Source organism: Microbacterium sp. che218, assembly GCF_040436305.1.
GTDB lineage: Bacteria > Actinomycetota > Actinomycetes > Actinomycetales > Microbacteriaceae > Microbacterium > Microbacterium algihabitans.
Map to the genome: position 1 here is coordinate 2451416 of NZ_AP031501.1, position 21470 is coordinate 2472885.

17 protein-coding genes are annotated in these 21470 nt (G+C 72.2%); 10 read left to right on the plus strand and 7 right to left on the minus strand.

Annotated elements, in window-relative coordinates:
* Positions 1-44: 44 nt before the first annotated feature.
* A complete protein-coding gene (locus tag ABXS86_RS11615; protein WP_307207094.1) occupies positions 45-2024 on the plus strand; it encodes a M13 family metallopeptidase in 1980 nt (659 codons plus the stop codon).
* Positions 2025-2072: 48 nt separating this feature from the next.
* Positions 2073-3035: a serine hydrolase gene (locus tag ABXS86_RS11620; protein ID WP_307207092.1), complete on the plus strand. Its 963-nt coding sequence runs from the start codon at positions 2073-2075 to the stop codon at positions 3033-3035.
* 3 nt (positions 3036-3038) lie between these two features.
* On the opposite strand, the gene ABXS86_RS11625 is transcribed toward ABXS86_RS11620, so the two are convergent.
* Complete coding sequence (locus ABXS86_RS11625) at positions 3039-4244, minus strand: MFS transporter (protein WP_307207090.1); 1206 nt, start codon at positions 4242-4244, stop codon at positions 3039-3041.
* Positions 4241-4765, minus strand: coding sequence for a helix-turn-helix domain-containing protein (locus ABXS86_RS11630; protein ID WP_307207087.1), 525 nt, complete (start codon positions 4763-4765; stop codon positions 4241-4243). The genes ABXS86_RS11625 and ABXS86_RS11630 overlap by 4 nt, the downstream gene beginning before the upstream one ends.
* A 155-nt stretch (positions 4766-4920) precedes the next feature.
* Here ABXS86_RS11630 and ABXS86_RS11635 point away from each other — a divergent pair, with 155 nt between their 5' ends.
* A complete protein-coding gene (locus ABXS86_RS11635) occupies positions 4921-5196 on the plus strand; it encodes a hypothetical protein (RefSeq protein WP_144831543.1) in 276 nt (91 codons plus the stop codon).
* 14 nt (positions 5197-5210) lie between these two features.
* Positions 5211-6104 (plus strand): FHA domain-containing protein, encoded by an 894-nt coding sequence (locus ABXS86_RS11640; protein WP_353664551.1) that lies wholly within the window; start codon positions 5211-5213, stop codon positions 6102-6104.
* 186 nt (positions 6105-6290) lie between these two features.
* On the opposite strand, the gene purU is transcribed toward ABXS86_RS11640, so the two are convergent.
* Both purU and ABXS86_RS11650 read right to left on the minus strand, forming a co-directional pair.
* Entirely contained in the window at positions 6291-7172 is an 882-nt protein-coding gene (purU, locus tag ABXS86_RS11645) for a formyltetrahydrofolate deformylase (protein WP_307207083.1), read from the minus strand.
* Positions 7173-7310: 138 nt separating this feature from the next.
* Positions 7311-8429, minus strand: a complete 1119-nt coding sequence (locus ABXS86_RS11650) for a zinc-binding alcohol dehydrogenase family protein (protein WP_353664552.1) — start codon at positions 8427-8429, stop codon at positions 7311-7313.
* 81 nt (positions 8430-8510) lie between these two features.
* Here ABXS86_RS11650 and ABXS86_RS11655 point away from each other — a divergent pair, with 81 nt between their 5' ends.
* The 3 genes from ABXS86_RS11655 (at position 8511) to ABXS86_RS11665 (ending at position 11199) form a co-directional block, all read left to right on the plus strand.
* A complete protein-coding gene (locus ABXS86_RS11655; protein WP_353664553.1) occupies positions 8511-9071 on the plus strand; it encodes a TetR family transcriptional regulator in 561 nt (186 codons plus the stop codon).
* A 56-nt stretch (positions 9072-9127) separates the two neighbouring features.
* The gene (locus tag ABXS86_RS11660) at positions 9128-10450 is read left to right on the plus strand and encodes an MFS transporter (RefSeq protein ID WP_353664554.1); all 1323 of its coding nucleotides are present in this window, start codon (positions 9128-9130) and stop codon (positions 10448-10450) included.
* Between the two features lie 62 nt (positions 10451-10512).
* The gene (locus ABXS86_RS11665) at positions 10513-11199 is read left to right on the plus strand and encodes a GNAT family N-acetyltransferase (protein ID WP_353664555.1); all 687 of its coding nucleotides are present in this window, start codon (positions 10513-10515) and stop codon (positions 11197-11199) included.
* 3 nt (positions 11200-11202) lie between these two features.
* Here the strand turns inward: ABXS86_RS11665 and ABXS86_RS11670 are convergent, their stop codons facing one another.
* Genes ABXS86_RS11670 through ABXS86_RS11680 form a run of 3 tightly spaced genes read right to left on the minus strand, consistent with a single transcriptional unit; the run spans position 11203 to position 13963 of the window.
* On the minus strand, positions 11203-12879 hold the full coding sequence (locus tag ABXS86_RS11670) for an FAD-binding dehydrogenase (protein WP_353664556.1): 1677 nt from the start codon (positions 12877-12879) through the stop codon (positions 11203-11205).
* A gap of 53 nt (positions 12880-12932) precedes the next feature.
* Positions 12933-13142 (minus strand): multidrug transporter, encoded by a 210-nt coding sequence (locus tag ABXS86_RS11675; RefSeq protein WP_353664557.1) that lies wholly within the window; start codon positions 13140-13142, stop codon positions 12933-12935.
* A gap of 5 nt (positions 13143-13147) precedes the next feature.
* The gene (locus ABXS86_RS11680; protein ID WP_353664558.1) at positions 13148-13963 is read right to left on the minus strand and encodes an SDR family oxidoreductase; all 816 of its coding nucleotides are present in this window, start codon (positions 13961-13963) and stop codon (positions 13148-13150) included.
* A gap of 98 nt (positions 13964-14061) precedes the next feature.
* Between ABXS86_RS11680 and menC the strand changes: the two genes are divergently transcribed.
* The 3 genes from menC (at position 14062) to ABXS86_RS11695 (ending at position 21468) form a co-directional block, all read left to right on the plus strand.
* Entirely contained in the window at positions 14062-15195 is a 1134-nt protein-coding gene (menC, locus tag ABXS86_RS11685; RefSeq protein ID WP_353664559.1) for an o-succinylbenzoate synthase, read from the plus strand.
* 99 nt (positions 15196-15294) lie between these two features.
* Positions 15295-16683: a glycine--tRNA ligase gene (locus tag ABXS86_RS11690; protein ID WP_144831573.1), complete on the plus strand. Its 1389-nt coding sequence runs from the start codon at positions 15295-15297 to the stop codon at positions 16681-16683.
* Positions 16684-16854: 171 nt separating this feature from the next.
* The gene (locus ABXS86_RS11695; protein ID WP_353664560.1) at positions 16855-21468 is read left to right on the plus strand and encodes an SCO7613 C-terminal domain-containing membrane protein; all 4614 of its coding nucleotides are present in this window, start codon (positions 16855-16857) and stop codon (positions 21466-21468) included.
* Positions 21469-21470: the final 2 nt, after the last annotated feature.

Sequence of the window (21470 nt, forward strand, 5' to 3'; positions counted from 1 at the left end):
CGCGTTCCGAGCCGCCATGGATGCGGGGCACTTATCCTGTGTGCATGACCGACACCCCCCGTTCCGGTCTCGCGCTCGACGAGCTCAGCGACGAGATCCGCCCGCAGGACGACCTGTTCCGCCACGTGAACGGCCGCTGGCTGGAGCGAACCGAGATCCCCGACGACAAGGCCCGCTGGGGCTCGTTCCACCTCATCGCCGAGCAGGCCGAGGCCGACGTGCGCACCATCGTCGAGGAGTCGCAGGATGCCGAGGCGGGCAGCGAAGCCCGCAAGATCGGCGACCTGTTCGCGAGCTTCATGGACACCGAGCGCATCGAGGCCGACGGCGCAGCGCCCCTGCAGCCGCAGCTCGACCGCGTCGACGGCGTGACCGACATCCCCTCGCTCCTCCGGCTCATCGGCGAGCTCGAGCGCGACGGCATCAGCGGCCTGGTGACGCTGTTCGTTGAGCCCGATCCGGGTGACCCGACGCGTTACGTGCCCGTCGTCTACCAGGGCGGCATCTCGCTGCCCGACGAGAGCTACTACCGCCTCGACAACTTCGCCGACACCCGCACCGCGTACCGCGGGCACATCGAGCGCATCCTCGAGCTCGCCGGTGTCGCCGAGGCCGCGGCATCCGCCGATCTCGTCTTCGCCCTCGAGACCGACCTCGCGGCGCACCACTGGTCGCGCGAAGACAGCCGCGACTCGATCAAGACGTACAACCTGAAGTCGTGGGACGACACGGTCGCGCTCGCGGGCGTCGACCTCGAGCCGTGGCGCACGGGGGTCGCGCCCGGGCACGAGGACGCGCTCGCCGAGGTCGTCGTCTACCAGCCGAGCTTCATCGAGTCGCTCGGCGGCCTTCTCGTCGAGGAGCGTCTCGACGCCTGGAAGGCGTGGCTGCGCTTCAAAATCGTGCACGCGGGAGCGGCGTTCCTCTCCGAGGCGTTCGTCGCCGAGAACTTCGCCTTCTACGGCACGCAGCTCACCGGCGTGCCGGTCAACCGCGAGCGCTGGAAGCGCGGCGTGAGCCTCGCCGAGGCGGCGCTGGGCGAGGCGATCGGCAAGGTCTACGTCGAGCGCCACTTCCGTCCCGACGCGAAGGACGCCATGGATCTCCTGGTGGCGAACCTGATCGAGGCGTACCGCCGTTCGATCGGCGAGCTGACCTGGATGACCGATGAGACGCGTCAGCGCGCCCTCGCCAAGCTCGACACCTTCGTGCCGAAGATCGGCTACCCCGTTCGCTGGAAGGACTACTCCGACCTCGAGATCACCTCCGACGACCTCGTCGGCAACGTGCGCCGCGCGCACGTGTGGGAGCACGACCGCCAGCTCGCCAAGGTCGGCCAGCCGATCGACCGCGACGAGTGGTACATGACCCCGCAGACGGTCAACGCGTACTACAACCCGCTCATGAACGAGATCGTGTTCCCTGCGGCGATCCTGCAGTACCCATTCTTCGACGCCGACCGCGACGCCGCCGCCAACTTCGGGGGCATCGGCGCGGTCATCGGGCACGAGATCGGTCACGGGTTCGACGACCAGGGCAGTCGCTTCGACGCCGACGGGTCGCTGCGCGACTGGTGGACGGATGCCGACCGCTCGGCGTTCGAGGAGCGCACCAAGGCGCTGATCGCCCAGTACGAGGCGCTCGTTCCCCAGGGTCTCTCGGAAGAGCACCACGTCAACGGCGCCCTGACCATCGGCGAGAACATCGGCGACCTGGGCGGGCTGGGTATCGCGATCGCGGCGTACCGACTCTTCCTGCAGGAGTCGGGCGAGACCGAGCCCGACGGTCCGGTCGTCGACGGCTACACCGGCATCCAGCGACTGCTGCTGAGCTGGGCGCAGATCTGGCAGCAGAAGGGCCGCGACGCCGAGACGATCCGTCTGCTGACGATCGACCCGCACTCGCCGAACGAGTTCCGCTGCAACCAGATCGTGCGTAACATCGACGCGTTCTACGAGGCGTTCGACGTCACCGAGGGCGATGCCCTGTGGCTCGACGCCGACCAGCGCGTCACCATCTGGTGAGGTCGCGTTTGTTGCTCTCCTGACGCGGAAGGAGCCACCCTCGTGGGCATGCCCCCGGTTCCCGAGCCCGCCCTGCCCGATCCCGTCGGGGGGCCGGTGGAGTCGTCGCGACGCGACGCCCCGGCCCTCCGCGGGGCCGGGCGCAAGGGTCCGAAGCGTCTGCCGCGGCGCGCGGCCGCGGGGCGCCGGTCGTTCACGGCGACCCTGCGCTCGCTCGACGAGCTGGCCTCCTCGGGAGCCCGGGTGTCGGTGCGCATCGACGACCTCGACGGCGGAGCGCAGGTGCTCGCGGGCGACGACTTCCTCACCCTCCCCGTCGGGGGCCTCGGGGTCGTTCCGCTGCTCATCGAGACGGCGGCGGCCTTCGAGTCGGGGCGCCTCGACGCCCTCGAGATCATCGACCGCGCCGCGGTGCAGCCGGCCGCGCACGGCGGCCTGTGGCAGCACCTCAAGGCGCCCGCCCTGCCGCTGACCGACGTGGCGATGCTCGCCGCCTCGTCGGGCGATGCCCTCGCCGTCAACGCGCTGCTGCACCGCGTCGGCCTGCAGTCGGTGCGGGCCCGTGTCGAGCAGCTGGGGCTGCGCCGCACGGCCCTGCTCGACCGTTTCCGCGACGACCGCGGACCCGACGACGCCCCGCACCTCGCGCTGTCGACGGCGCGCGAGATGGCCCAGGTCTTCGCGGGGCTCGTGAACTCGACGATCGTCTCGCCGGGGGTGAGCGCCCAGGTCGCCGAGTGGCTGAGCCTGAACCACGACCTCTCGCTCGTGGCATCCGCCACCGGGCTCGATCCGTTCGCGCACGAGAACGACCGGCACGGGCTGCTGTTCGTCAACAAGACCGGCCGAGCGCCCGGCGTGCGCGCCGAGGCGGGGGTGCTCGGCGGGCCGCGAGCCGGGGTGGCCTACGCCCTGATCGTCAACTTCGACGACCTCTCGATCGCGCATCGCCTGCGCGCGCACGACGCCTTCCGCGTGCTGGGCGTCGAGCTCATGGAGTACGTGTACTGACGCTCACGTGGTGCGCACGCGCCACACGCTGCGCGAGCACGACGCGGCGATCGAGGCCAGCACGATGACCGCCGCGCATCCGAGCAGCACGGGAGGTGTTCCGACGGCGTGCGCGAGCGGCCCCACGAGCACCTCGCCGAGCGGCACCGCGACGAACGAGCCGACCATGTCGTACGAGTACACCCGCGACAACGTCTCGCGGGGAACGTGCGTCTGCAGCGACTGATCCCACGCGATCGCGAACAGCTCGATCGCGAGCCCGCCCACCGCGAACGCCACGACGAGCACCGCGAGCGTCGGCTGCAGCGCCAGCATGGTCACCGGAAGACCGACGGATGCCATGCCGGCGACGCCGATGCCGAGGGCACGCCGCGGCCGCCACCGCAGGGCGACCAGCGCGCCGAGCGCGAGGCCAGCGGTCTGCGCCGCGATGACGAGACCCCACCCGGCCCGACCGAAGGTCTCGTCGGCGACGAGGGGACCGAGCACGGTCGTCGCACCGACGAAGGCGGCGTTCAGCACGGCGAACTGCAGCACGACGATCCAGATCCAACGGCGGCTCGCGAACTCCCGCCACCCGACGCGCAGATCGCTCCACACCGAGGCGGTCTCGCCGGAGGAAGCGGCATCCGCCCGCTCCGGAAGACGAAGGCGCGCGAACAGGAGCGCCGCGACCGCGAAGGCGGCGGCATCGATCGCGAGGCCCCACCCGGGCCCGACCGCAGCGACGACGACGGCGCCGACCGAGGCACCCACGATGCTGCCGCCGTTCAGCCCCAGGCGCAGCAGCGCGTTGGCGGGGCGCAGCGCGGTCGCGGGCACGGTGTCGGGCACGAGCGCCGCCGCTGCGGGCAGGCTCACGGCCGAGACGGCGCCGTTCACGACCCCGAGCAGCACGAGGATCGGGATGCCGGCGGTGCCGGTGAGCACGAGGGCGGCGATCGTCCCCTGGGTCGCCGCGGCCGCCAGCGACGAGCCGACGAGCACGGCGCCGCGCGGCAGTCGGTCGGCGATCACCCCGCCGAACAGGAGCATCGCGACGTTCGCGACCGAGCGGGCGGCCACCACGAGTCCGAGGTCGGCGGCCGAGCCGGTGAGATCGAGCACCGCGAACGCCAGGGCGATGGGGGCGACCGCATTGCCGACGATGGCGGTCGTGCGGGCGGCCAGCAACCAGCGGAACGGAGCGAACGACAGCGGACCCCTCATCGCGCCCGCTTCACGGGGAAGAGGGCGGCCGTCATCGAGACGGGCTGCGTGCCCGGCGTGCGCGGTGGGCGCGCCGCGGCGTGCAACAGCGCGGACGCCTCGCCGACGTGCTGCACGATGCGACGCCACACCGCGGGGTCGACCCACAGCTCGGCGTCGGTCGAGATCGCCGGGCCGTCGATGCGCGCGCGTGCGCGCCGACGGAGTTCGTCGATCAGAGCCTCGACGTACTCCTCCTCGCTCGTGGGCACGCGTTCGCCGAGGGCGGCGTCGGGGTCGTACCGCCGCGACGACGATTCGTGACGGTAGCGCTTCGCCTCCCCGCCCCGCAGTCGCACGACCTCGACGACGCGGACCAGTCCCGCCCGCTCGAGCACGCGCAGGTGGTAGCTCGCGGACGCCTGCGAGACGCCGAGTTCGCGTCCCGCCTCGGCGGCGCTGAGGGCGGCACCCGTGAGCAGGGAGAGCAGGCGGAGCCGCAGGGGGTGCGCCGTGGCGCGCAGCTCGTCGATTCGCGACATCCGGTCATCGTGGCCCGAACCGGCGGCGACCGTCAAACGAGTCTTTGGGGGTCGGCGAAATGTTCCCCCTTCTGGCCCGGGAACGCAATGCCTCCTTTCCGGCCCCCTGCCGCTGGGACCCTGGTGGTCCTCTGACCGAGAAAGGGACCGAAGCCATGTCCGATACCACTCCCACCAGCGACCCGTTCGCCGACAACAGCGGCCCTCAGGGCCACTCGATCACCGACTGGACCGACCTCGGTCGCGAGATGTGGTCGTACCTCACCGGCCGCGGCGCCGCGGTCAACTACTCGTTCGTCGACATGACCGTCGAGGTGCCGCGCGACATCGGTCCCGACGCCCCCCGCGCCACGTGGAAGCTCAACGGCACGCTGCGCGTCACCACGAGCGACGACACCGCGGCCGGGTCCGACCCGTACCGCGGCAACTGAGAGGCGGCGCCGTCATGGTGCGCCTCGACATCGACCTCGCCTTCTCCGAGTCCGAGCAGCGGGCGGATGCCGACATCCCGCCGTTCGAGGGGACGATCACGGCCGCGGGGAGCGAAATCCGCATCGTCGTGAGCGATCCCTCGCGCCTGCCCGGCAACGGCCGACGTACGCTCACCGAGCTGTCGACGGTGGCCGACGCGCTGGCATCCCGCGGCATCTCCGTGCAGCTGGAGGGGCCCGACGGCCCGATCCTGCAGCTCGGCGAGGTCAAGAGCAATCCGTTGCAGCGGGCCATCACGGGGTCGAAGCACATCCGACTCGGGTCGGTCTCGGCAGTGGCGCCGCTGATGACCCGGCGCAACAAGGGCCAGGCGCTGACCTTCCCGATCCCGCCCGAGACCCCGCTGCCGCTCGTGCCCACGATCAACCGCACGGTGCGCCGACGCATCACCACGACGCATTACACGCCCGGCTCGGGTCGACCGCGCCTCATCTTCGCGGTGGGCGATTCGACCTGGGACGGCTCGCGTCCGCGCGAGTTCGACCTGTTGCCGACGAAGACGACCATCGGTTCAGGCAGTGACGTCGATCTGCAGCTGCCGGGGCTCGCGCCCCTGCACGCCGAGATCCGGCACGAGGGCGACGACGAGTACGTCCTGTACGGCTTCGACGAGGTCGGCGGCGGGGGAGCGCGCGAGCAGGGCCCCGGCCGCGACCGCGGAGGTCGCATCCTGCGCACCGGCGCGCGCATCGAGCTGGGCGACTGGCGCCTGGCGTACTTCCGCGCGGAGTTCGCCGACCACGGACGCCCCTACGGCGGCCGCCAGGGCGGCGAGCTGTCGGATCAGCGCAAGCAGCCGCCGCGCGGCGGCACGGGTCCGCTCAGTCGCGCGAGCGATCCGGAGTGATCACGCGCGCGTGAGGGGTCGCCCTGCGGCCCGCTCCGGCGCCGAGACGGCATCTCGCTGACGAAACCGTTGCAGCCTGCAACGCAGATGTCAGCGAGATGCAGTCTCGCGGTGATCCGGTGCTGCCGGGGTCGTTTCCGCGGGCGTCGAGCCGGGCGGATCGGCCGGGGTCCCGGCATCCGGGATCTAGAAGACGATCGTGTGGTTGCCGTGGCGGATCACGCGATCCTCGGCGTGCCAGAGCACGGCGCGCGAGAGCACCTGGCGCTCGACGTCGGCACCGCGGCGGGCGAGTTCGGCCGAGGAGTCGGCGTGGGTCACGCGCACGGTGTCCTGCTCGATGATCGGACCCTCGTCGAGGTCGCTCGTGACGTAGTGCGAGGTCGCCCCGATGAGCTTCACGCCGCGCTGCTTCGCCTTCTTGTAGGGCTCGGCACCGATGAAGGCCGGCAGGAACGAGTGGTGGATGTTGATCACCGGCACCCCGATCTTTTCGAGGAAGTCGGAGGAGAGGATCTGCATGTAGCGCGCCAGCACGATGAAGTCGACGTTGCCGACCAGCAGCTCGAGGATGCGGGCCTCGGATGCCGACTTGTCGGGCCCCGGCGTCGACGGCACGTGGAAGAAGGGCACGCCGAACGAGCGCACGTCTTCAGCCGCCGTGGTGTGGTTCGACACGACCATCGGGATGCTGACGGGAAGGTCGCCGCGACGGTGGCGCCACAGCAGGTCGAGCAGGCAGTGGTCCTGCTTCGAGGCCAGGATCGCCATGCGCTTGGGCGTCGAGAGGTCGGTGAGGGTCCACTCGAGCTCGAACCCGTCGCCGAGGGTGGTCGCCAGGTCGGCTTCGATCTCGGGAAACGCGGCCGAGAGGTCGGGGCGGTGGAACACCACGCGCTGGAAGTACGCGCCACCCCGGGGGTCGTCGGAGTACTGGTCGAAGGCGACGATGTTGCCGCCCTGGCGCGCGATCAGCGCCGAGACCGCGGCGATGATGCCGGGGGTGTCACTGCCGTGCACGATGAGACAGGCGTGATCGGGCTGCAGGTGGGGGCTCGCGGAGACCATCGGACCATTATTCCGTGCGCGGGTGGCGTCGCCGACCACGCGTTGCGCCGTTTCGGGGCGTCGTTCGTGGCCCCGGGGCCACGTCTGTCGCCCCGGGGCCACTTCTGCCGCCCCGCCAACGCCCGACCCCGGCCGGAATCAGAGGCGCACGACGATCTTCTGCGCCGAGACGCCCGCGCGCTGGCGGTCGAGAGCGCCCTGCACGGCGTCGAGGCCGTCGCCGACGACGAGCGGGGCGGGCGCGGGGCGCAGAGAGCCCTCGGCGAGCAGGCGCGGGACGACCTCGCCCCACAGGCGGGGTCCCATCTCGTCGTCGCGCAGGCTGCTGCCCCAGACGAAGTTCGCGCGGATGCCGCGACGGCGGGCGCGCAGCGTCGAGCGCAGCGTGCCGAGCCCGATGCGCGTGAAGACCGGCAGCATCGCGGGGAACAGGCGGCGGCGGCCGACCAGCGAGTCGAGCGCGATCGGCGTGCTGGCCATGGCCAGCCGATCCCCGCCGGTGCGGGCGAGGACGTCGATGCACGCGTCGGTCGAACCGGCCCCGAGGGCCACCGCGCCGACCACGGGGCGTCCACCGACAGCCGCGACGAGTTCCGCCACGGCGGAGGGCGAGCGGTGGTCGACGACGGCGTCGGCCCCGAGGTCGCGCACGGTGGCCGCATTGCGGGCGGATGCCGTGGTCACGACGTCGTAGCCGGAGGCGCGGGCCAGTTGGATGGCGTTCATGCCCACGCTCGTGGATCCACCCCAGATCACGACGACGCCTCGAGCGGTGCTGGGCGCCGGGTCACCCGGCATCCGGAGTCCGAGGTGCGGGGTTTGGAATAGCGCGCACGCCGCCGTGGACAGGCCCAGCGGGAAGACGGCGGCTTCCTCGTCGGAGAGGCTGTCGGGTATGGGAGCGGTGAGGCGCTCGAGCAGGGTCGTGTACTCCTGGAACGCTCCCTCGCGGAGGGGGTCGCGGCCGCGGTCGGTACCGGTGGCGAGCCCGAAGACGCGCTGACCCACACGGAAGCGGGTGACGGCGGCGCCGACCGCCACCACCTCGCCCGCGACGTCGGAGCCGAGCACGGCGGGGGTGGGCAGCCATCGGTAGGTGATGCGGCTGGTGCCCTGGACGACCCAGTCGACGGGATTGACCGCCACTGCGCGCACGCGCACGAGCACTTCGTCAGCGGCGGGCGCGGGGGTGTCGAGCGTGCCGAGGGTCAGCGCGGCACGGGGTGCGGCGAGCAGGGCGGCGGCGTGCGATGTCATGGGGGGCCTTTCCACGTGATGACACGGAGTGTCTTCACTCTAGACCTGATGACACTCGGTGTCGTCACATAGGATCTCGGCATGGCCAGATGGGCACCCGACACGCGAGAGCGCCTGCGCACGGCGGCGATTGAACTTTTCGCCGAGCGCGGCTTCGACGCGACGACCGTGCCCGACATCGTCGAACGCGCCGGGGTCACGCGCAGGACGTTCTTCCGCCACTTCGGCGACAAGCGCGAGGTGTTCTTCGGCGACGACGAGATCCCCCGGCTCGCCGCCGAGATACTCGCCTCCGCGCCCGCCGACATGCCGCCGTTCGCGATCGCCTGGGCGGGGTTCCTCTCCCTCGCCGCCGATCGCTTCGAACCGCGTCGGCACGAGATCGTGGCCGCGCGCGAGCTCATCGAGTCGGAGCCCGCTCTGCGCGAACGCGATCTGCAGAAGCAGGCCGACCTGCGGGCGGCCCTGGTCGAGGGCTATCGCGCCCGCGGTGTCGAGCCCCTGCAGGCCCGAGTGCTCGCGGGGGTCGCGGTCGAACTGCTGCAGACGGCCCTCGATCAGTGGGCGGCCGACGACACGGGCGCGCCCCTGAGGGATCATCTCGAAAGGGTCCGCCGCGAGATGTCGGCCGTCCTGTCCTGACGCGGCACCGCCACCCCCCCCCGCCGGGGTCCGCGAGCGGGGATAGCCTGGAAGACGTGACAAGCGCCCTCCACCTCGACCGGCCGGGGTGGCGCACCTGGACGCTGTGGGGCGTCGGCGTGCTCGCCTACGTCGTGTCGATCATCAACCGCACCTCGCTGTCGGCGGTGGGAGTGGATGCCGCCGTGCGCTTCGGCGCGGATGCCTCGGCGCTGTCGATGTTTGCCGTCATCCAGCTCTTCGTCTACGGTGCGATGCAGATCCCCGTGGGCCTCCTGCTCGACCGGTTCGGCGCGCGCCCCATGATCGCGATCGGCATGGTGCTGATGGCGCTCGGCCAGCTCGTCATGGCGTTCGCGGATGCCGTGGGCATCGGCATCCTGGCCCGTGTGCTGATCGGCGCCGGCGATGCCGCGATCTTCCCGAGCGTGCTGCGCGTGATCGCCACGTGGTTCCCGGCCCAGCGCGCGCCGGTGCTCGTGCAGTTGACAGGCATCATCGGCCAGCTCGGCCAGATCGTCGCGGTCGTCCCGCTCGCGGCCCTGCTGCACGCCACGAGCTGGAGCGTCACCTTCGGCAGCGTCGCGGGGCTCGGCGTGCTGTTCGCGATCCTGACCTTCCTCGTGATCCGCAACCGTCCGCCCGAGCGTCGATCCGATCCGGTCGACACCTCCGTCGACACGCAGACCGGCGCCGTGCGCGTGGTGCGGTCGGCGCCCGACCTGCGACGCGGCTTCCGCGAGTCGTGGGCGCACCCCGGCACGCGCCTCGGCTTCTGGTCGCACTTCGCCACGCCCTTCGCGGGCACCGCGTTCATGCTGCTGTGGGGCTTCCCCTTCCTCACCGCCGGCGAGGGTCTGTCCCCGGGCACCGCCTCGCTCGTGATGACCTCGCTCGTGCTCTTCAGCATCCTGAGCGGCCCCGTGATCGGGGCGTTGTCGAGTCGGCATCCGACCCGCCGTTCGCGCTGGCTCGTGCTGCCGACCGTGGTGTTTCAAGCGGTCGTGTGGATCGTCGTGATCGTGTGGCCGGGCCCCGCGCCGGTGTGGCTGCTGGTCGTGCTGATGTTCGCGCTATCGACCGGGGGACCGGCGTCGATGATCGCGTTCGACCACGCGCGCACGTTCACCCCGAGCCACCGCCTGAGCACCGCGACGGGCATCGTCAACGGCGGCGGATTCCTCGCCGCGCTCCTGGCGATCCTGTTCATCGGCATCGCGATGGACGTGCAGGGTGCGGGCAGCCCCGACACCTATTCGCTCGACGCCTTCCGCATCGCGTTCCTCACACAGGTGCCGCTGTGGCTCATCGGCGGGATCGCGATCGTCATCGAGCGCGGGCGCACCATCCGCCACGTCGCGGGCACGCTGCCGCGCTGACGCCGCCGCGCTGACGCCACGCCGACGGCGCGGTGCGACGTCGCGGTGCGAGACTCGAGAGCATGAGCGAGATCGACATCCGCACCCTCGACACCGTCGACGCGATCCACGAGGCCGCCGGGGTTCTCGACCAGGTCTGGGGCGAGAAGGGCACGATGCCGGCGAACATCCTGCGCGCCCTCGAGCACGCGGGAAACTACGTCGTCGGTCTGTACGACGGCGAGCGCCTGATCGGCGCCTCGGCGGCGTTCTTCGGCCCGCCCTCCGCGCGATCGATGCACTCGCACATCACCGGCGTGCTGCCGGAGTATCAGGGTCGCGGTCTCGGACGTCAGCTCAAGATCCACCAGCGCGACTGGGCGCTCAAGCGCGGGGTGGGCCACGTCACGTGGACCTTCGACCCCCTGGTCGGCCGCAACGCCCACTTCAACCTCGCCGTGCTCGGCGCGCGCGTCACCGACTACCTCGTCAACCAGTACGGCGAGATGGACGACGCGGTCAACCGCGGCGACGAGTCCGACCGGCTCATGGTGTCGTGGGCGCTGGCCGAGCCGCCCGTGCCGACGCCGGCCGGTGCCGCGGTCGTCGCGGTCGTCGCCGTGCCCGACGACATCGAGGCCCTGCGTGCGAGCGACCCCGCGGCCGGGGCCGAGTGGCGCGTGCGCGTGCGCGACGAGATGCGCGCGCACCTGGCATCCGGACTCCGGATCGGCGGCTTCGACCGACGCGGCTACCTCTTCACCCGCTGAGACTCAGAGCGCGGCGGCCAGCGCCCGTCCGACGGTGCGGCCGGTGAAGATGCACTGCCCGAGGAAGGTTCCCTCGAGCGCGTTGTAGCCGTGCGCGCCGCCGCCGCCGAAGCCCGCCGCCTCGCCCGCGGCGTAGAGCCCCTCGATCGGTCGGCCCTCGGCATCCAGCGCCCTGCCCTGCAAGTCTGTCTGGATGCCGCCGAGCGTCTTGCGCGTCACGATCCACAGGCGCACCGCGATGAGCGGTCCGTGCTTCGGATCGAGCAGTGCGTGCGGGGTGGCCGTGCGGAAGAGGCGGTCGCCGAGGAAGCGACGGCTGTTGCGGATGCCGATGGTCTGGGCGTCCTTCGAGTACGGGTTCACGAGCTCGTTGTCGCGCGCGACGATCTGGGCCCGGATGCCGTCTTCGTCGAGCAGGTCGTCTCCGCTCAGCGCGTTCATTCCGCGCACGAGTTCGACGAGGTCGTCGGCGACCACGAAGTCGGCGCCGTGCTCCTTGAAAGCCTCCACGGGCCCGGGGGCGGAGCGGCCGAGGCGCGTGCGCAGCAGCAGGCCGAGGTCGCTACCCGTGATGTCGGGGTTCTGCTCGGAGCCCGACAGGGCGAACTCCTTCTTCACGATCGTCTGGTCAAGCACGAACCACGAGTAGTCGTAGTCGGCGATGTCGGGGGTCGTGCGCAGGATCTTCAGCGTGCCGAGGGTGTCGTAACCCGGCAGCCCCGGCGCGGGCAGGCGTCGTCCGCGCGCGTCGAGCCACATCGACGACGGACCGGGGAGGATCCGGATGCCGTGCCCCGGCCACACGGGATCCCAGTTCTGCAGCCCCTCCGTGTAGTGCCACATGCGGTCGCGGTTCACCAGGCGCACGCCCTGCTCGGCGGCGATGTCGAGCATGCGCCCGTCGACGTGCGCGGGGACGCCGGTGACCATCTTCTTCGGCGGGATCCCCAGGCGCTCGGGCCACCAGCGGCGCACCCGGTCGTGGTCGCCGCCGATCCCACCCGTGGCGATCACCACGGCCTGGGCCTCGAGCGAGAAGGAGCCGACCTCTTCCCGTGACGACGACACGCCCCGCGGGGCCTCGTCGGGGGCGAGCACGGCTCCCGAGACGCCGGTGACGCGACCGTCGGTGAACTCCAGCCGGTCGACGCGGTGCCGGAAGCGCAGCGTCAGGCCGCGGACGTCCGCCGCCTCGCGCGCCCGGTCGGCGAACGGTTCGGAGATGCCCGTGCCCGTGCCCCAGGGCACGTGGAAGCGGGGGACCGAGTTGCCGTGTCCGGCGGCGGATCCGGCGCCGCGCTCGGCCCACCCCACAACGGGGGTGAACCTCACACCCTGCTCCTGCAGCCACGGGCGGGCCTCGGCGGCGGCGAACTCGACGAAGGCGCGGCCCCACTTCTCGGCCCACTCGTCTTCGGGATGATCGCCGTCGAGGCGGTCCCACGCGGCCGAGCCCCGCCAGTCCTGCCACGCGAGGTCGAAGGAATCGTTGACGCCGAGCCGACGCTGCATGGGGGTGTCGACGAGGAAGATTCCGCCGAACGACCAGAACGCCTGCCCGCCGAGGTTGGCGGCGTTCTCCTGATCGAGGAGCACGACCTTCTTGCCGGCCCGCACCAGTTCGGCGCACGCGACGAGACCCGCGAGTCCTGCCCCGACGACGATGACGTCTGCGTCCACGACTCCTCCTCGACTCGCGCGACCTTCGCGAGAAGGCTATCGAGCCGAGGGGGTCACTGCTCCGCGATCGGGGTGTCCTTCTCGGCCGCGGGGTCGCCCTGGCCCGGCCCCGGGCGCACCGCGGCGTCGTCGCGCACGTCGATGCGGGTGACGCCGTCGTGCTCGCTCACGTCGAACCGGGGAGCGGCGTCCGCCTCCGTGGCCTTGGGGGCACTCGTCAGCTGGTCGTGACGGTTCTCTTCGAAGCTCTTCTCATCGCTCACGGTGGTCACTCCTTCTCGCCGGCCGAACGCCAGGCGTCCGACTCCATGTGCGAGCCCGCCTGCGGGCCCATGTGCAGCATTCCGCCGTCGACGACCCAGCTGGCCCCCGTGACGTAGGCGCTCTCGCGCGATGCGAGGAAGCGGATCACGTCGGCGACCTCCTCGGGCTTTCCGGGGCGACCCAGCGGGATGCCGGGGCGGTGGATGCGCTCGGCGTCTTCGGCCGACATGTCGTTGATGGGGGTGGCGATCTCGCCGGGTGCGACCGCGTTCGCGGTGATGCCGTACTGGCCGAGCTCGAGGGCCATCGTCTTGATGAGGCCGCCGACGCCGTGCTTGGCAGCGACGTAGGGGGCCGATCCGACGCGCGGCTGGTGCTCGTGCACGCTCGAGACGACGATGAGGCGTCCGCCGGTGCCCGCGGTCACCATGCGGCGGGCCGCGGTGTGCAGGGCAAGGAACGCGCCGTCGAGGTTCAGCGAGATGTCGGTACGCCAGGTGTCGAAGTCGAGGTCGAGGAAGGTTCCGCCGATGCCGCCTCCGGCGTTGTTGACGAACACGTCGAGGCCGCCGAGCTCGTCGGCCATGGCGTTCACGGCATCCGGGACCGCGTCGAAGTCGGTCGCGTCGAACTGCGCGACGATCGCCTTCGCGCCGCGCTCGCGCACGGCGGCGGCGGTCTCTTCGGCGCCGTCCTTGTCGGAGTGGTAGGTGACGGCGACGTCGATGCCGGCGGAGGCGAGGGCGAGGGCGGTGGCCGCGCCGATGCCGGAGTCGGAGCCGGTGACGATCGCGTGGCGGGGGGTGAAGTCGGCGCTCATGAGGGCGACGCTACGCGCGCTGCGTCGACGGTCGCGGTCCCTTGCCAGGCCTGCGCGCGGGCGTTACGGTCGCGGATCCCGCCCGCTAGCCTGCCGTCATGCCGCTGATCCGCCCCGCCGCGCCCGTGACCCTCGATGCCGTCGAACTGCGCGTGCTGCACATGCCCCTGGTGTCGCCCTTCACCACCTCGTTCGGCACCGAGACGGTGCGCGAGGTGATCATCGTGACCGCAGAGACGCCCGACGGCCGCGGCTGGGGAGAAGTGGTGACGCAGTCCGAACCGTCGTACTCCAGCGAGTACACGCAGGGCGCGTGGGACGTGCTGACCCGCTTCCTCGCTCCGGCGCTGCTCGCGCGTCGGACCGTCGCGCCCGAGGAGGTCGCCGGAGCGCTGCACCACGTCGTCGGTCACCGCATGGCCAAGGCCGGTCTCGAGCTCGCGGTGATCGACGCGGCCCTGCGCGCCGAGGGGCGGAGCTTCGCCGCGTACCTCGGCGCCGAGAAGGACAGGGTGCCCTCGGGCGTCTCGGTCGGTATCCAGAGCGACCCCCAGGCGCTCGTCACCGCCGTCGGCGGCTACCTCGACGAGGGCTACGTGCGCATCAAGATCAAGATCAAGCCCGGTCGCGACATCGACGACACGGCCGCCGTGCGCGCGGCCTTCGGCGGCATCCCGCTGCAGGTCGACGCCAACTCCGCCTACACGCTGGCGGATGCCGACACCCTCGCCGAACTGGACCGCTTCGACCTGCTGCTCATCGAGCAACCCCTGCAGGAAGACGACCTGGTCGATCACGCGACCCTCGCGAAGCGCCTGTCGACGCCCGTCTGCCTCGACGAGTCGATCGTGAGCGACAAGGCCGCCGCCGATGCCCTGGCCCTCGGCTCCGCCGCGATCATCAACATCAAGGCGGGTCGCGTCGGCGGGTACCTCGAGGCCGTCGCGATCCACGACCGCGCGCTCGCCGCGGGCGTCCCCGTGTGGTGCGGCGGCATGCTCGAGACCGGCATCGGCCGCGCGGCCAACGCCGCCCTCGCGGCCCTGCCCGGATTCACGCTGCCGGGCGACATCTCGGCATCCGCCCGCTTCTACACCCGCGACATCGTGACCGAGCCCGCGGTGATCGACGACGGACACGTGCGCGTGCCGACCGGTGCGGGGCTCGGTGTCGAGATCGACGAGGCCGCGCTGGAGGCGTTCACCGTGCGCCGCGAGCGGATCACGCGGTGACGCCCGGCGGGCGACCAGGCGGGGACGGGCCGCTTCGATAAACTGGTGTCTGCGCTCTCGCGCTCGATCCCCACACCTTTTCCGACCATTGGAGCCACCGTGGCCGAACAGTCCCGCCTCGATAAGGTCATCGCCCTCGCCCGCCATCGCGGATTCGTCTTCCAGGCCGGTGAGATCTACGGCGGTTCGCGCTCCGCATGGGACTACGGCCCCCTCGGCACCGAGCTCAAAGAGAACATCCGCCGGCAGTGGTGGCAGACCTTCGTGCGCGGCCGTGGCGACATGGTCGGCCTCGACTCGAGCATCATCCTCCCCAAGCGGGTGTGGGAGGCCTCGGGTCACGTCGCGACCTTCACCGACCCGCTCGTGGAGTGCCTGCACTGCCACAAGCGCTTCCGCGCCGACACCCTCATCGAGGACTTCGAGGCCCGCAAGGGACGCAAGGCCGAGAACGGCCTCGCCGACGTGCCTTGCCCCAACTGCGGCACCAAGGGCCAGTACACCGAGCCCAAGTCGTTCTCGGGCCTGGTGAAGACCTACCTCGGCGTCGTCGACGACGAATCGGGCCTGTACTTCCTGCGCCCCGAGACCGCGCAGGGCATCTTCGTGAACTTCTCGAACGTGCTCACGGCGTCGCGTCGCAAGCCCCCGTTCGGCGTCGGCCAGGTCGGAAAGGCCTTCCGCAACGAGATCACCCCCGGAAACTTCATCTTCCGTACGCGCGAGTTCGAGCAGATGGAGATCGAGTACTTCACCCCGCCGGCCGAGGCGAACGAGTGGTTCGAGCACTGGGTCGAGGCGTGCTGGAACTGGTTCATCGAGCTCGGCATCGACCCCGAGAACATGAAGCGTTTCGACGTGCCCGAAGACGACCGCGCGCACTACTCCGCCGGCACGATCGACGTCGAGTACCGCTTCGGCTTCCCGGGCAAGGAGTGGGGCGAGCTCATGGGTGTCGCCAACCGCACCGACTACGACCTGAAGAGCCACTCCGAGGCGTCGGGCCAGTCGCTCACCTTCTTCGACCAGGCCTCGGGCGAGAAGTACACGCCCTACGTCATCGAGCCCTCGTTCGGTCTGACGCGCGCGATGATGGCCTTCCTCGTCGACGCGTACCGCGAAGAAGAGGTGCCCAACGCCAAGGGCGGCACCGACACCCGCACGGTGCTCAAGCTCGACCCGCGCCTCGCGCCCGTCAAGGTCGCCGTGCTGCCGCTCTCGCGCAACGAGCGCCTGTCGCCGCTGGCCCGCGAGGTCGCCGACACGCTGCGCGCGGCCGGCTGGAACATCGACTTCGACGACGCCGGCGCGATCGGCCGCCGCTACCGTCGCCAGGACGAGATCGGCACGCCCTACTGCGTCACCGTCGACTTCGACTCGCTCGACGACAACGCCGTGACGGTGCGCGACCGCGACACCATGGGTCAGGAGCGCATCGGCCTCGACGCCCTGCACGGCTACCTCTCGGAGCGCCTGCGCGGAGCCTGATCGCCCGTTTCCCGCCGCTTTCGCGGCGAAATACGTACCGGATGCCGTGACCTCGAGGTCGCGGCATCCGGTTTCTCTTTGCGTGGGTGCGGATGGCGGTCTGCGGACAACCCCCGGGCAGGTCGTCGGTCTTCGCTAGCCTGGGGCGACGACCGACGCCGAGGGGGCACGATGACGGAAGTCGATCACGGGGGAGCACTGCCGGGCATCGCCTGGCCCACGCAGCCGGGGGCGCTCGTCGACACCTCGCGCTGCCCGTCGTGCTTCGCACCCATCACGACCTCGCCCTGCCCGCGCTGCGAGCTCGACCTGACCGATGCGCGCACCGCGCGCGTGCTCGACCTGTCGCGCCGCATCGTCGAGCTGGTCGACGAGCGGGCCGACGCCCTGTTGCGGATCCACCGAGACGCTGTCGCGAAGGCTCCCGCAGATGTCGGGGCCGAAGAAACGCAGATTCCCTCGATTCCGCTCGCGCCGGCAGCCGTGCGGGTGCCAGGGGCCGGGCCTGCGCCCGGGGCGGGGCCTTCGTCCGAGGCCGCGCCCGAGCCCGCGCCGCCGGGGGAGCTGCACCCTGTGCTCCCCGCCGCGGCAGCCACCGCGGTGTGGGAGCCGCCGACCGTCGTCACGGCCGCCGCGCCGGCTGTCGAGGCCGCGCCCGGCTCCGCGCCGGCTGTCGAGGCCGCACCCGATGCCGCGTCACCCGTCGTCGCCGCGCCCGCCGCCGCGGCATCCGGGTCCGTGCCGCCGTCCGCCGCCGTACCGCCCGTCGCGCCGCCGCCCGGCGTCGCCCCGCCCGCAGCCGACCCCGCCCGGCCCCGCCGCTCGGGCGTGCAGGTGCTCCTGCTCTCGGTCGGCGTCGTCCTGCTCGCGGTGGCCGCGGCGTTCTTCCTGACCGTTGCGTGGATCAACGGCGGGCTCGTGCTGCGCTCGATCGTCATCGCGCTCGTCACGGCCGGCGTGATCGCCACGGCATCGATCCTGCGGCGGCGCGGACTCGGCGCGACCGCCGAGGGCATCGCGCTGCTCGGCATCGCCTTCGTCGGCCTCGACGTGTGGGCCGTGCGCGCGAACGACCTGGGGGCGACGGCCGACGTCGACGCCGCCGTCTACTGGGGTGCGACCACGACGGTCGCGGGTCTCGCGTTCGTGGGGTGGGCGCGTCTGTCGCGCCTGCGCGCCCCGCTGTCGGCCGCGGTCTTCGCGCTCGCCGTCGGTCCTGCGATGCTGGCCGCGGGCCTGCTCACCCGTGACGCAGCGTTCGGTTGGTGGGCCTGGGGACTGGTGCTGGTGGTCGTGGCTCTCGCGGCCCCCTTCGCCCCTCGGCTCGCCCGCCCTCGCATCGCGCTGACGGTCGAGACGGCGATCGTGCGCGGTATCGCTGCCCTCGGCGCGATCGTCGCCCTCGCGATGTCGCTGCTCGTCGACCCCGCGAACACCGCGACCCCCGTGATCCTCGCGGGTGCCCTGGCCCTCGCCCTCGCCGTGCACGCGTGGTCGTTCGCGCGGCAGGGGGCCGCGCGGCTCGCGCCGGTGGCCGCGGTCGCGGCCGTGCTCGCCCTCGGCGTGGGAATCGCCGGCACCGTCGCCCGCGCCGCCGATGCGACGCTGGCGGCCACCATGCCCGTGCTCGTCGCGGGCGCCGTGGCGCTCGTGCTCGACGTCGCTGCGCGGCGCAGCTCGGTCGGTGTGGGTCGCACGACCCTGCACTCGGCCGCTCTGTCGGCCGCCGTCGCCGCGGGCCTGGCCGCTCTCGTGCCCCTCGGCTGGGCGCTGCTGTCGTTCGGTGCTCCGCTGCGGTGGGTCATCGCGATCTTCGGGCGATCCGCCCTCGAGGCCGATGCTCCGGATGCCACGTCCACCGCCGCCGTCATCGCCCTCGTGGCGCTGGTCGCCCTCACGATCCTCGTCTGGCGGATCTTCGGGGGCTGGGTCGAACGTCGCGGCCTCGCGCTCGGCATGGCTGCGACCGTCGCCCTGCTCGCGGGACCGCAGCTGCGCGTGCTGCTCCTCGTCGTGCTCTGGTACCTCGCGATCGCGGTCACGGCCGTCGTCGTGCTGCGCCGTCGCCGCGGTGACATCGGCCTCGCGGCGGTGGTCGGCACCCTGGCACTCGGCACGGGGTGGCTGCTGTCGTTCTCGTCGCCTCTCGCCTGGGCCCTCGCAACGGTCGTCGCCCTGGGGGCGCTCGCCGCCGTCGCGGGGGCGCACCCGACGCTGCGCGTGCCCTCGACCGTCGCCGTGGTGCTGTTCGCCGCGGTCAGCGCGCTGTTCGCACCGACGGCGCTGCGCTCCGGAACCGGGGTGGTCATCGACGGCGCCTCTCCCTTCACGCTCGCCCTCGCCGTGGCCACCCTTGCTCTGCTCATCGTGGTGGTCCCGCTCGCGCGCCGCCTCGGTCTCGACTCCGCCCAGCGCGAGGCGGGGGCGCTCACGGCCCTCGTGGTCGTCGTCGTGGCGGGTGCCCTCGCCCTGGTGTCGCGATTCGTGGCGGCGGCGGACGACTGGCGACTCGATCTCGCCGGCATCGTCCCCGCCGCCCGCGCGATCGACGTGTGGCTGCTCGCCTCCGCCGCCGTCGCGGCCGCGGCGTGCGCGGTGGTGGTCTCGCCGCCGTATCGGTCGTGGCGCGTTGCCCGCCCCGCTTCCGCCGTGCTGGTGCCGCTGCTCGTCACGACGGCCGCCGGAGCCGTGCTCCGACTCGTCGACGCGGATCCCCTCGCGCGGGCGGTCGTTCTGGGGGCGATCGCCGTGATCGCGGCGGCGGTGGCCCTGCGGGCCCTCCGCGACGATCGGCCGGTGCGCGTCTTCCTCGACGCGGGCACGGCGATCGTGGTGCTCCTCTCGATCGTCGGCGTCCCCTCCGACGGCGTCCGCTGGATCCCGCTGCTGCTGGCCGCCGTGACCGCCGTGCTGTGGGCGACGGATGCCGACGGCCTCTTCACCTCGCGCGGAGCGCGTCGGCACCTCGTCTGGCTCGCGCTCGTCTTCGGTGCCGTCGCCCTGTGGACGCGCCTGTTCTGGGCCGACGCCGAACCCGTCGAGCTCTACACGCTCCCCGTCGGCCTCGCACTGCTCGCCCTCGCGGCGGGGCACGAACGCGCGCGGCGCCTCGTCGAGGGGCGCTCGGCCGCCGTCCCCGCGGTCATCGCCGCGTCGGGCGCCACGCTGGCCCTCGTGCCCACGGCTCTCGCCGACCCGGCCGACCTGACGCGCGCGGTCGTCATCGCCCTGGTCTCGGTCGCCGTCCTGGTGCTCGGAGCCTGGCTGCGGCTGCCGCGCACTCCCGACGAGCTCCCCGTGGCGGTCGGCGCCGCCGGGGCGCTCGCCCTCGTGCTGCTCACGGTCTCGCAGATCGGGCACGCCGTGATTCGACCGGACCTCGGCCTCGTCGACCTCATCATGCTCGTCACGGCCGCGGCGATCCTGGCCGCCGCTGCGGGGCTCGCCCGCCGCGCGTCGGCGTGGGCGCCGAGGCTCGCGCGAGCCGTAGCGGTGACGGCGGTGATCGTCTTCGCGCTCGGTGAGACCGTGCTGGTCGCGGCCGGTGAGGGGGCGATCGTCCGCGCCGTCGGTGCCGTCGCGCTGCTGGGTGCGCTCGGCGTCGTCTGCCTTCGTCTCGCTCGCCCCGTGCTGGGGGCTCCGCTCGCCGGTGCGGCTCTGGGGGGAGCGGCCCTCGTCGCCCTGGTCGGCGTCGCTGCCGACGTCCGGCCGATCGAGTGGATGACGGTGCCCCTCGCCCTGGCGTGGGTCGCCGGCGCGCTGCTGTCGCGCTCCCGCCCGCTCCCGCCCGTGCTCGTCGGGCTGGCAGCGGCGGGCCTCGCCGTCGGGCTCCTACCCTCGGCCGCGCTGGCGGACTCGTCGCTGGTGCGCACCCTCATCGTGGTCGTCGCGGCGGTCGCGGTTCTCGGCGCGGCGCTGCGGCTGCGCGGCGCTCTCGCGCCGCTCGTCGTGCCCGTCGCCGCGGTCGGTTCACTCGCCCTCGCCCTCGCCGCCTCCCTGCGCTCCGTGCGAGAGCTCACGACCCCTCTGTTCGACGTCTGGATGCTCGTCGCCACCGTGCCCCTGTTGGGCGTGGCGGTGCTGGTCGTGCTGCGTCGCCTCGATGTCACGCGCACGGTGCCGACCGCCCTGATCATCGCGGCTCCGGCGGTCGCGGTCGTGCTCTGCGTCCTCCGGCTCTCGGCGACCGGAGAGGGTTCGCTGCGGCTGGTCGTCACCCTCGCCGCCGTGCTCGCCGTCGGGCTGTGCTGGCGCGCTTCCTCGGCGACGCTCGTCTTCTGGGCGACCTTCGGCGTGGCCGCGGTCCTCGCCGTCGCGGCGTTCGCGATCGGTGCCGCCGACCCCGTCGAAACGGCCACCGCTCCGCTCGCGATCGCCCTGGTCGTCCACGGCATCCGTTCGCTTCGAAGCCGTCCGGCCCTGCGCACCTGGCCGGCCCTCGGCCCCGGGCTCGTTCTGCTTCTGGTGCCCTCGTTGCTGTTCGACTTCACGGCCGACAACGCGCTGTGGCGCGCAATCGCCCTCGGCGTCGTGGCCCTCGTGGTGCTGTTGGCGGGGGCGCGTCTTCGGTGGCAAGCGCCGGTGCTGCTCGCCGGCATCGTGCTCATCGTGCATGCCGTCGCGCAGCTGTGGCCGTGGATCTCGGCTCTCTACGTGAGCGCGTCCGGCCTGCTGTGGGTCTGGATCGGCATCGCCGGAGCCGTGCTCATCTTCGTGGCGGCCACCTACGAACGGCGCATCCGCGAACTCAAGGCGGTGGCTCTGGCGATCCGGTCGCTGCGGTGAGT

Excerpts from the sequence above, each read along its gene's own strand:
- ABXS86_RS11620 (WP_307207092.1), top strand. The coding sequence starts at position 2,073 with ATGCCCCCGGTTCCCGAGCCCGCCCTGCCCGATCCCGTCGGGGGGCCG.
- ABXS86_RS11650 (WP_353664552.1), bottom strand. The coding sequence starts at position 8,429 with ATGACATCGCACGCCGCCGCCCTGCTCGCCGCACCCCGTGCCGCGCTG.
- ABXS86_RS11630 (WP_307207087.1), bottom strand. The coding sequence starts at position 4,765 with ATGTCGCGAATCGACGAGCTGCGCGCCACGGCGCACCCCCTGCGGCTC.
- ABXS86_RS11655 (WP_353664553.1), top strand. The coding sequence starts at position 8,511 with ATGGCCAGATGGGCACCCGACACGCGAGAGCGCCTGCGCACGGCGGCG.
- ABXS86_RS11635 (WP_144831543.1), top strand. The coding sequence starts at position 4,921 with ATGTCCGATACCACTCCCACCAGCGACCCGTTCGCCGACAACAGCGGC.
- ABXS86_RS11640 (WP_353664551.1), top strand. The coding sequence starts at position 5,211 with ATGGTGCGCCTCGACATCGACCTCGCCTTCTCCGAGTCCGAGCAGCGG.
- menC (WP_353664559.1), top strand. The coding sequence starts at position 14,062 with ATGCCGCTGATCCGCCCCGCCGCGCCCGTGACCCTCGATGCCGTCGAA.
- ABXS86_RS11680 (WP_353664558.1), bottom strand. The coding sequence starts at position 13,963 with ATGAGCGCCGACTTCACCCCCCGCCACGCGATCGTCACCGGCTCCGAC.
- ABXS86_RS11665 (WP_353664555.1), top strand. The coding sequence starts at position 10,513 with ATGAGCGAGATCGACATCCGCACCCTCGACACCGTCGACGCGATCCAC.
- ABXS86_RS11695 (WP_353664560.1), top strand. The coding sequence starts at position 16,855 with ATGACGGAAGTCGATCACGGGGGAGCACTGCCGGGCATCGCCTGGCCC.
- ABXS86_RS11615 (WP_307207094.1), top strand. The coding sequence starts at position 45 with ATGACCGACACCCCCCGTTCCGGTCTCGCGCTCGACGAGCTCAGCGAC.
- purU (WP_307207083.1), bottom strand. The coding sequence starts at position 7,172 with ATGGTCTCCGCGAGCCCCCACCTGCAGCCCGATCACGCCTGTCTCATC.
- ABXS86_RS11625 (WP_307207090.1), bottom strand. The coding sequence starts at position 4,244 with ATGAGGGGTCCGCTGTCGTTCGCTCCGTTCCGCTGGTTGCTGGCCGCC.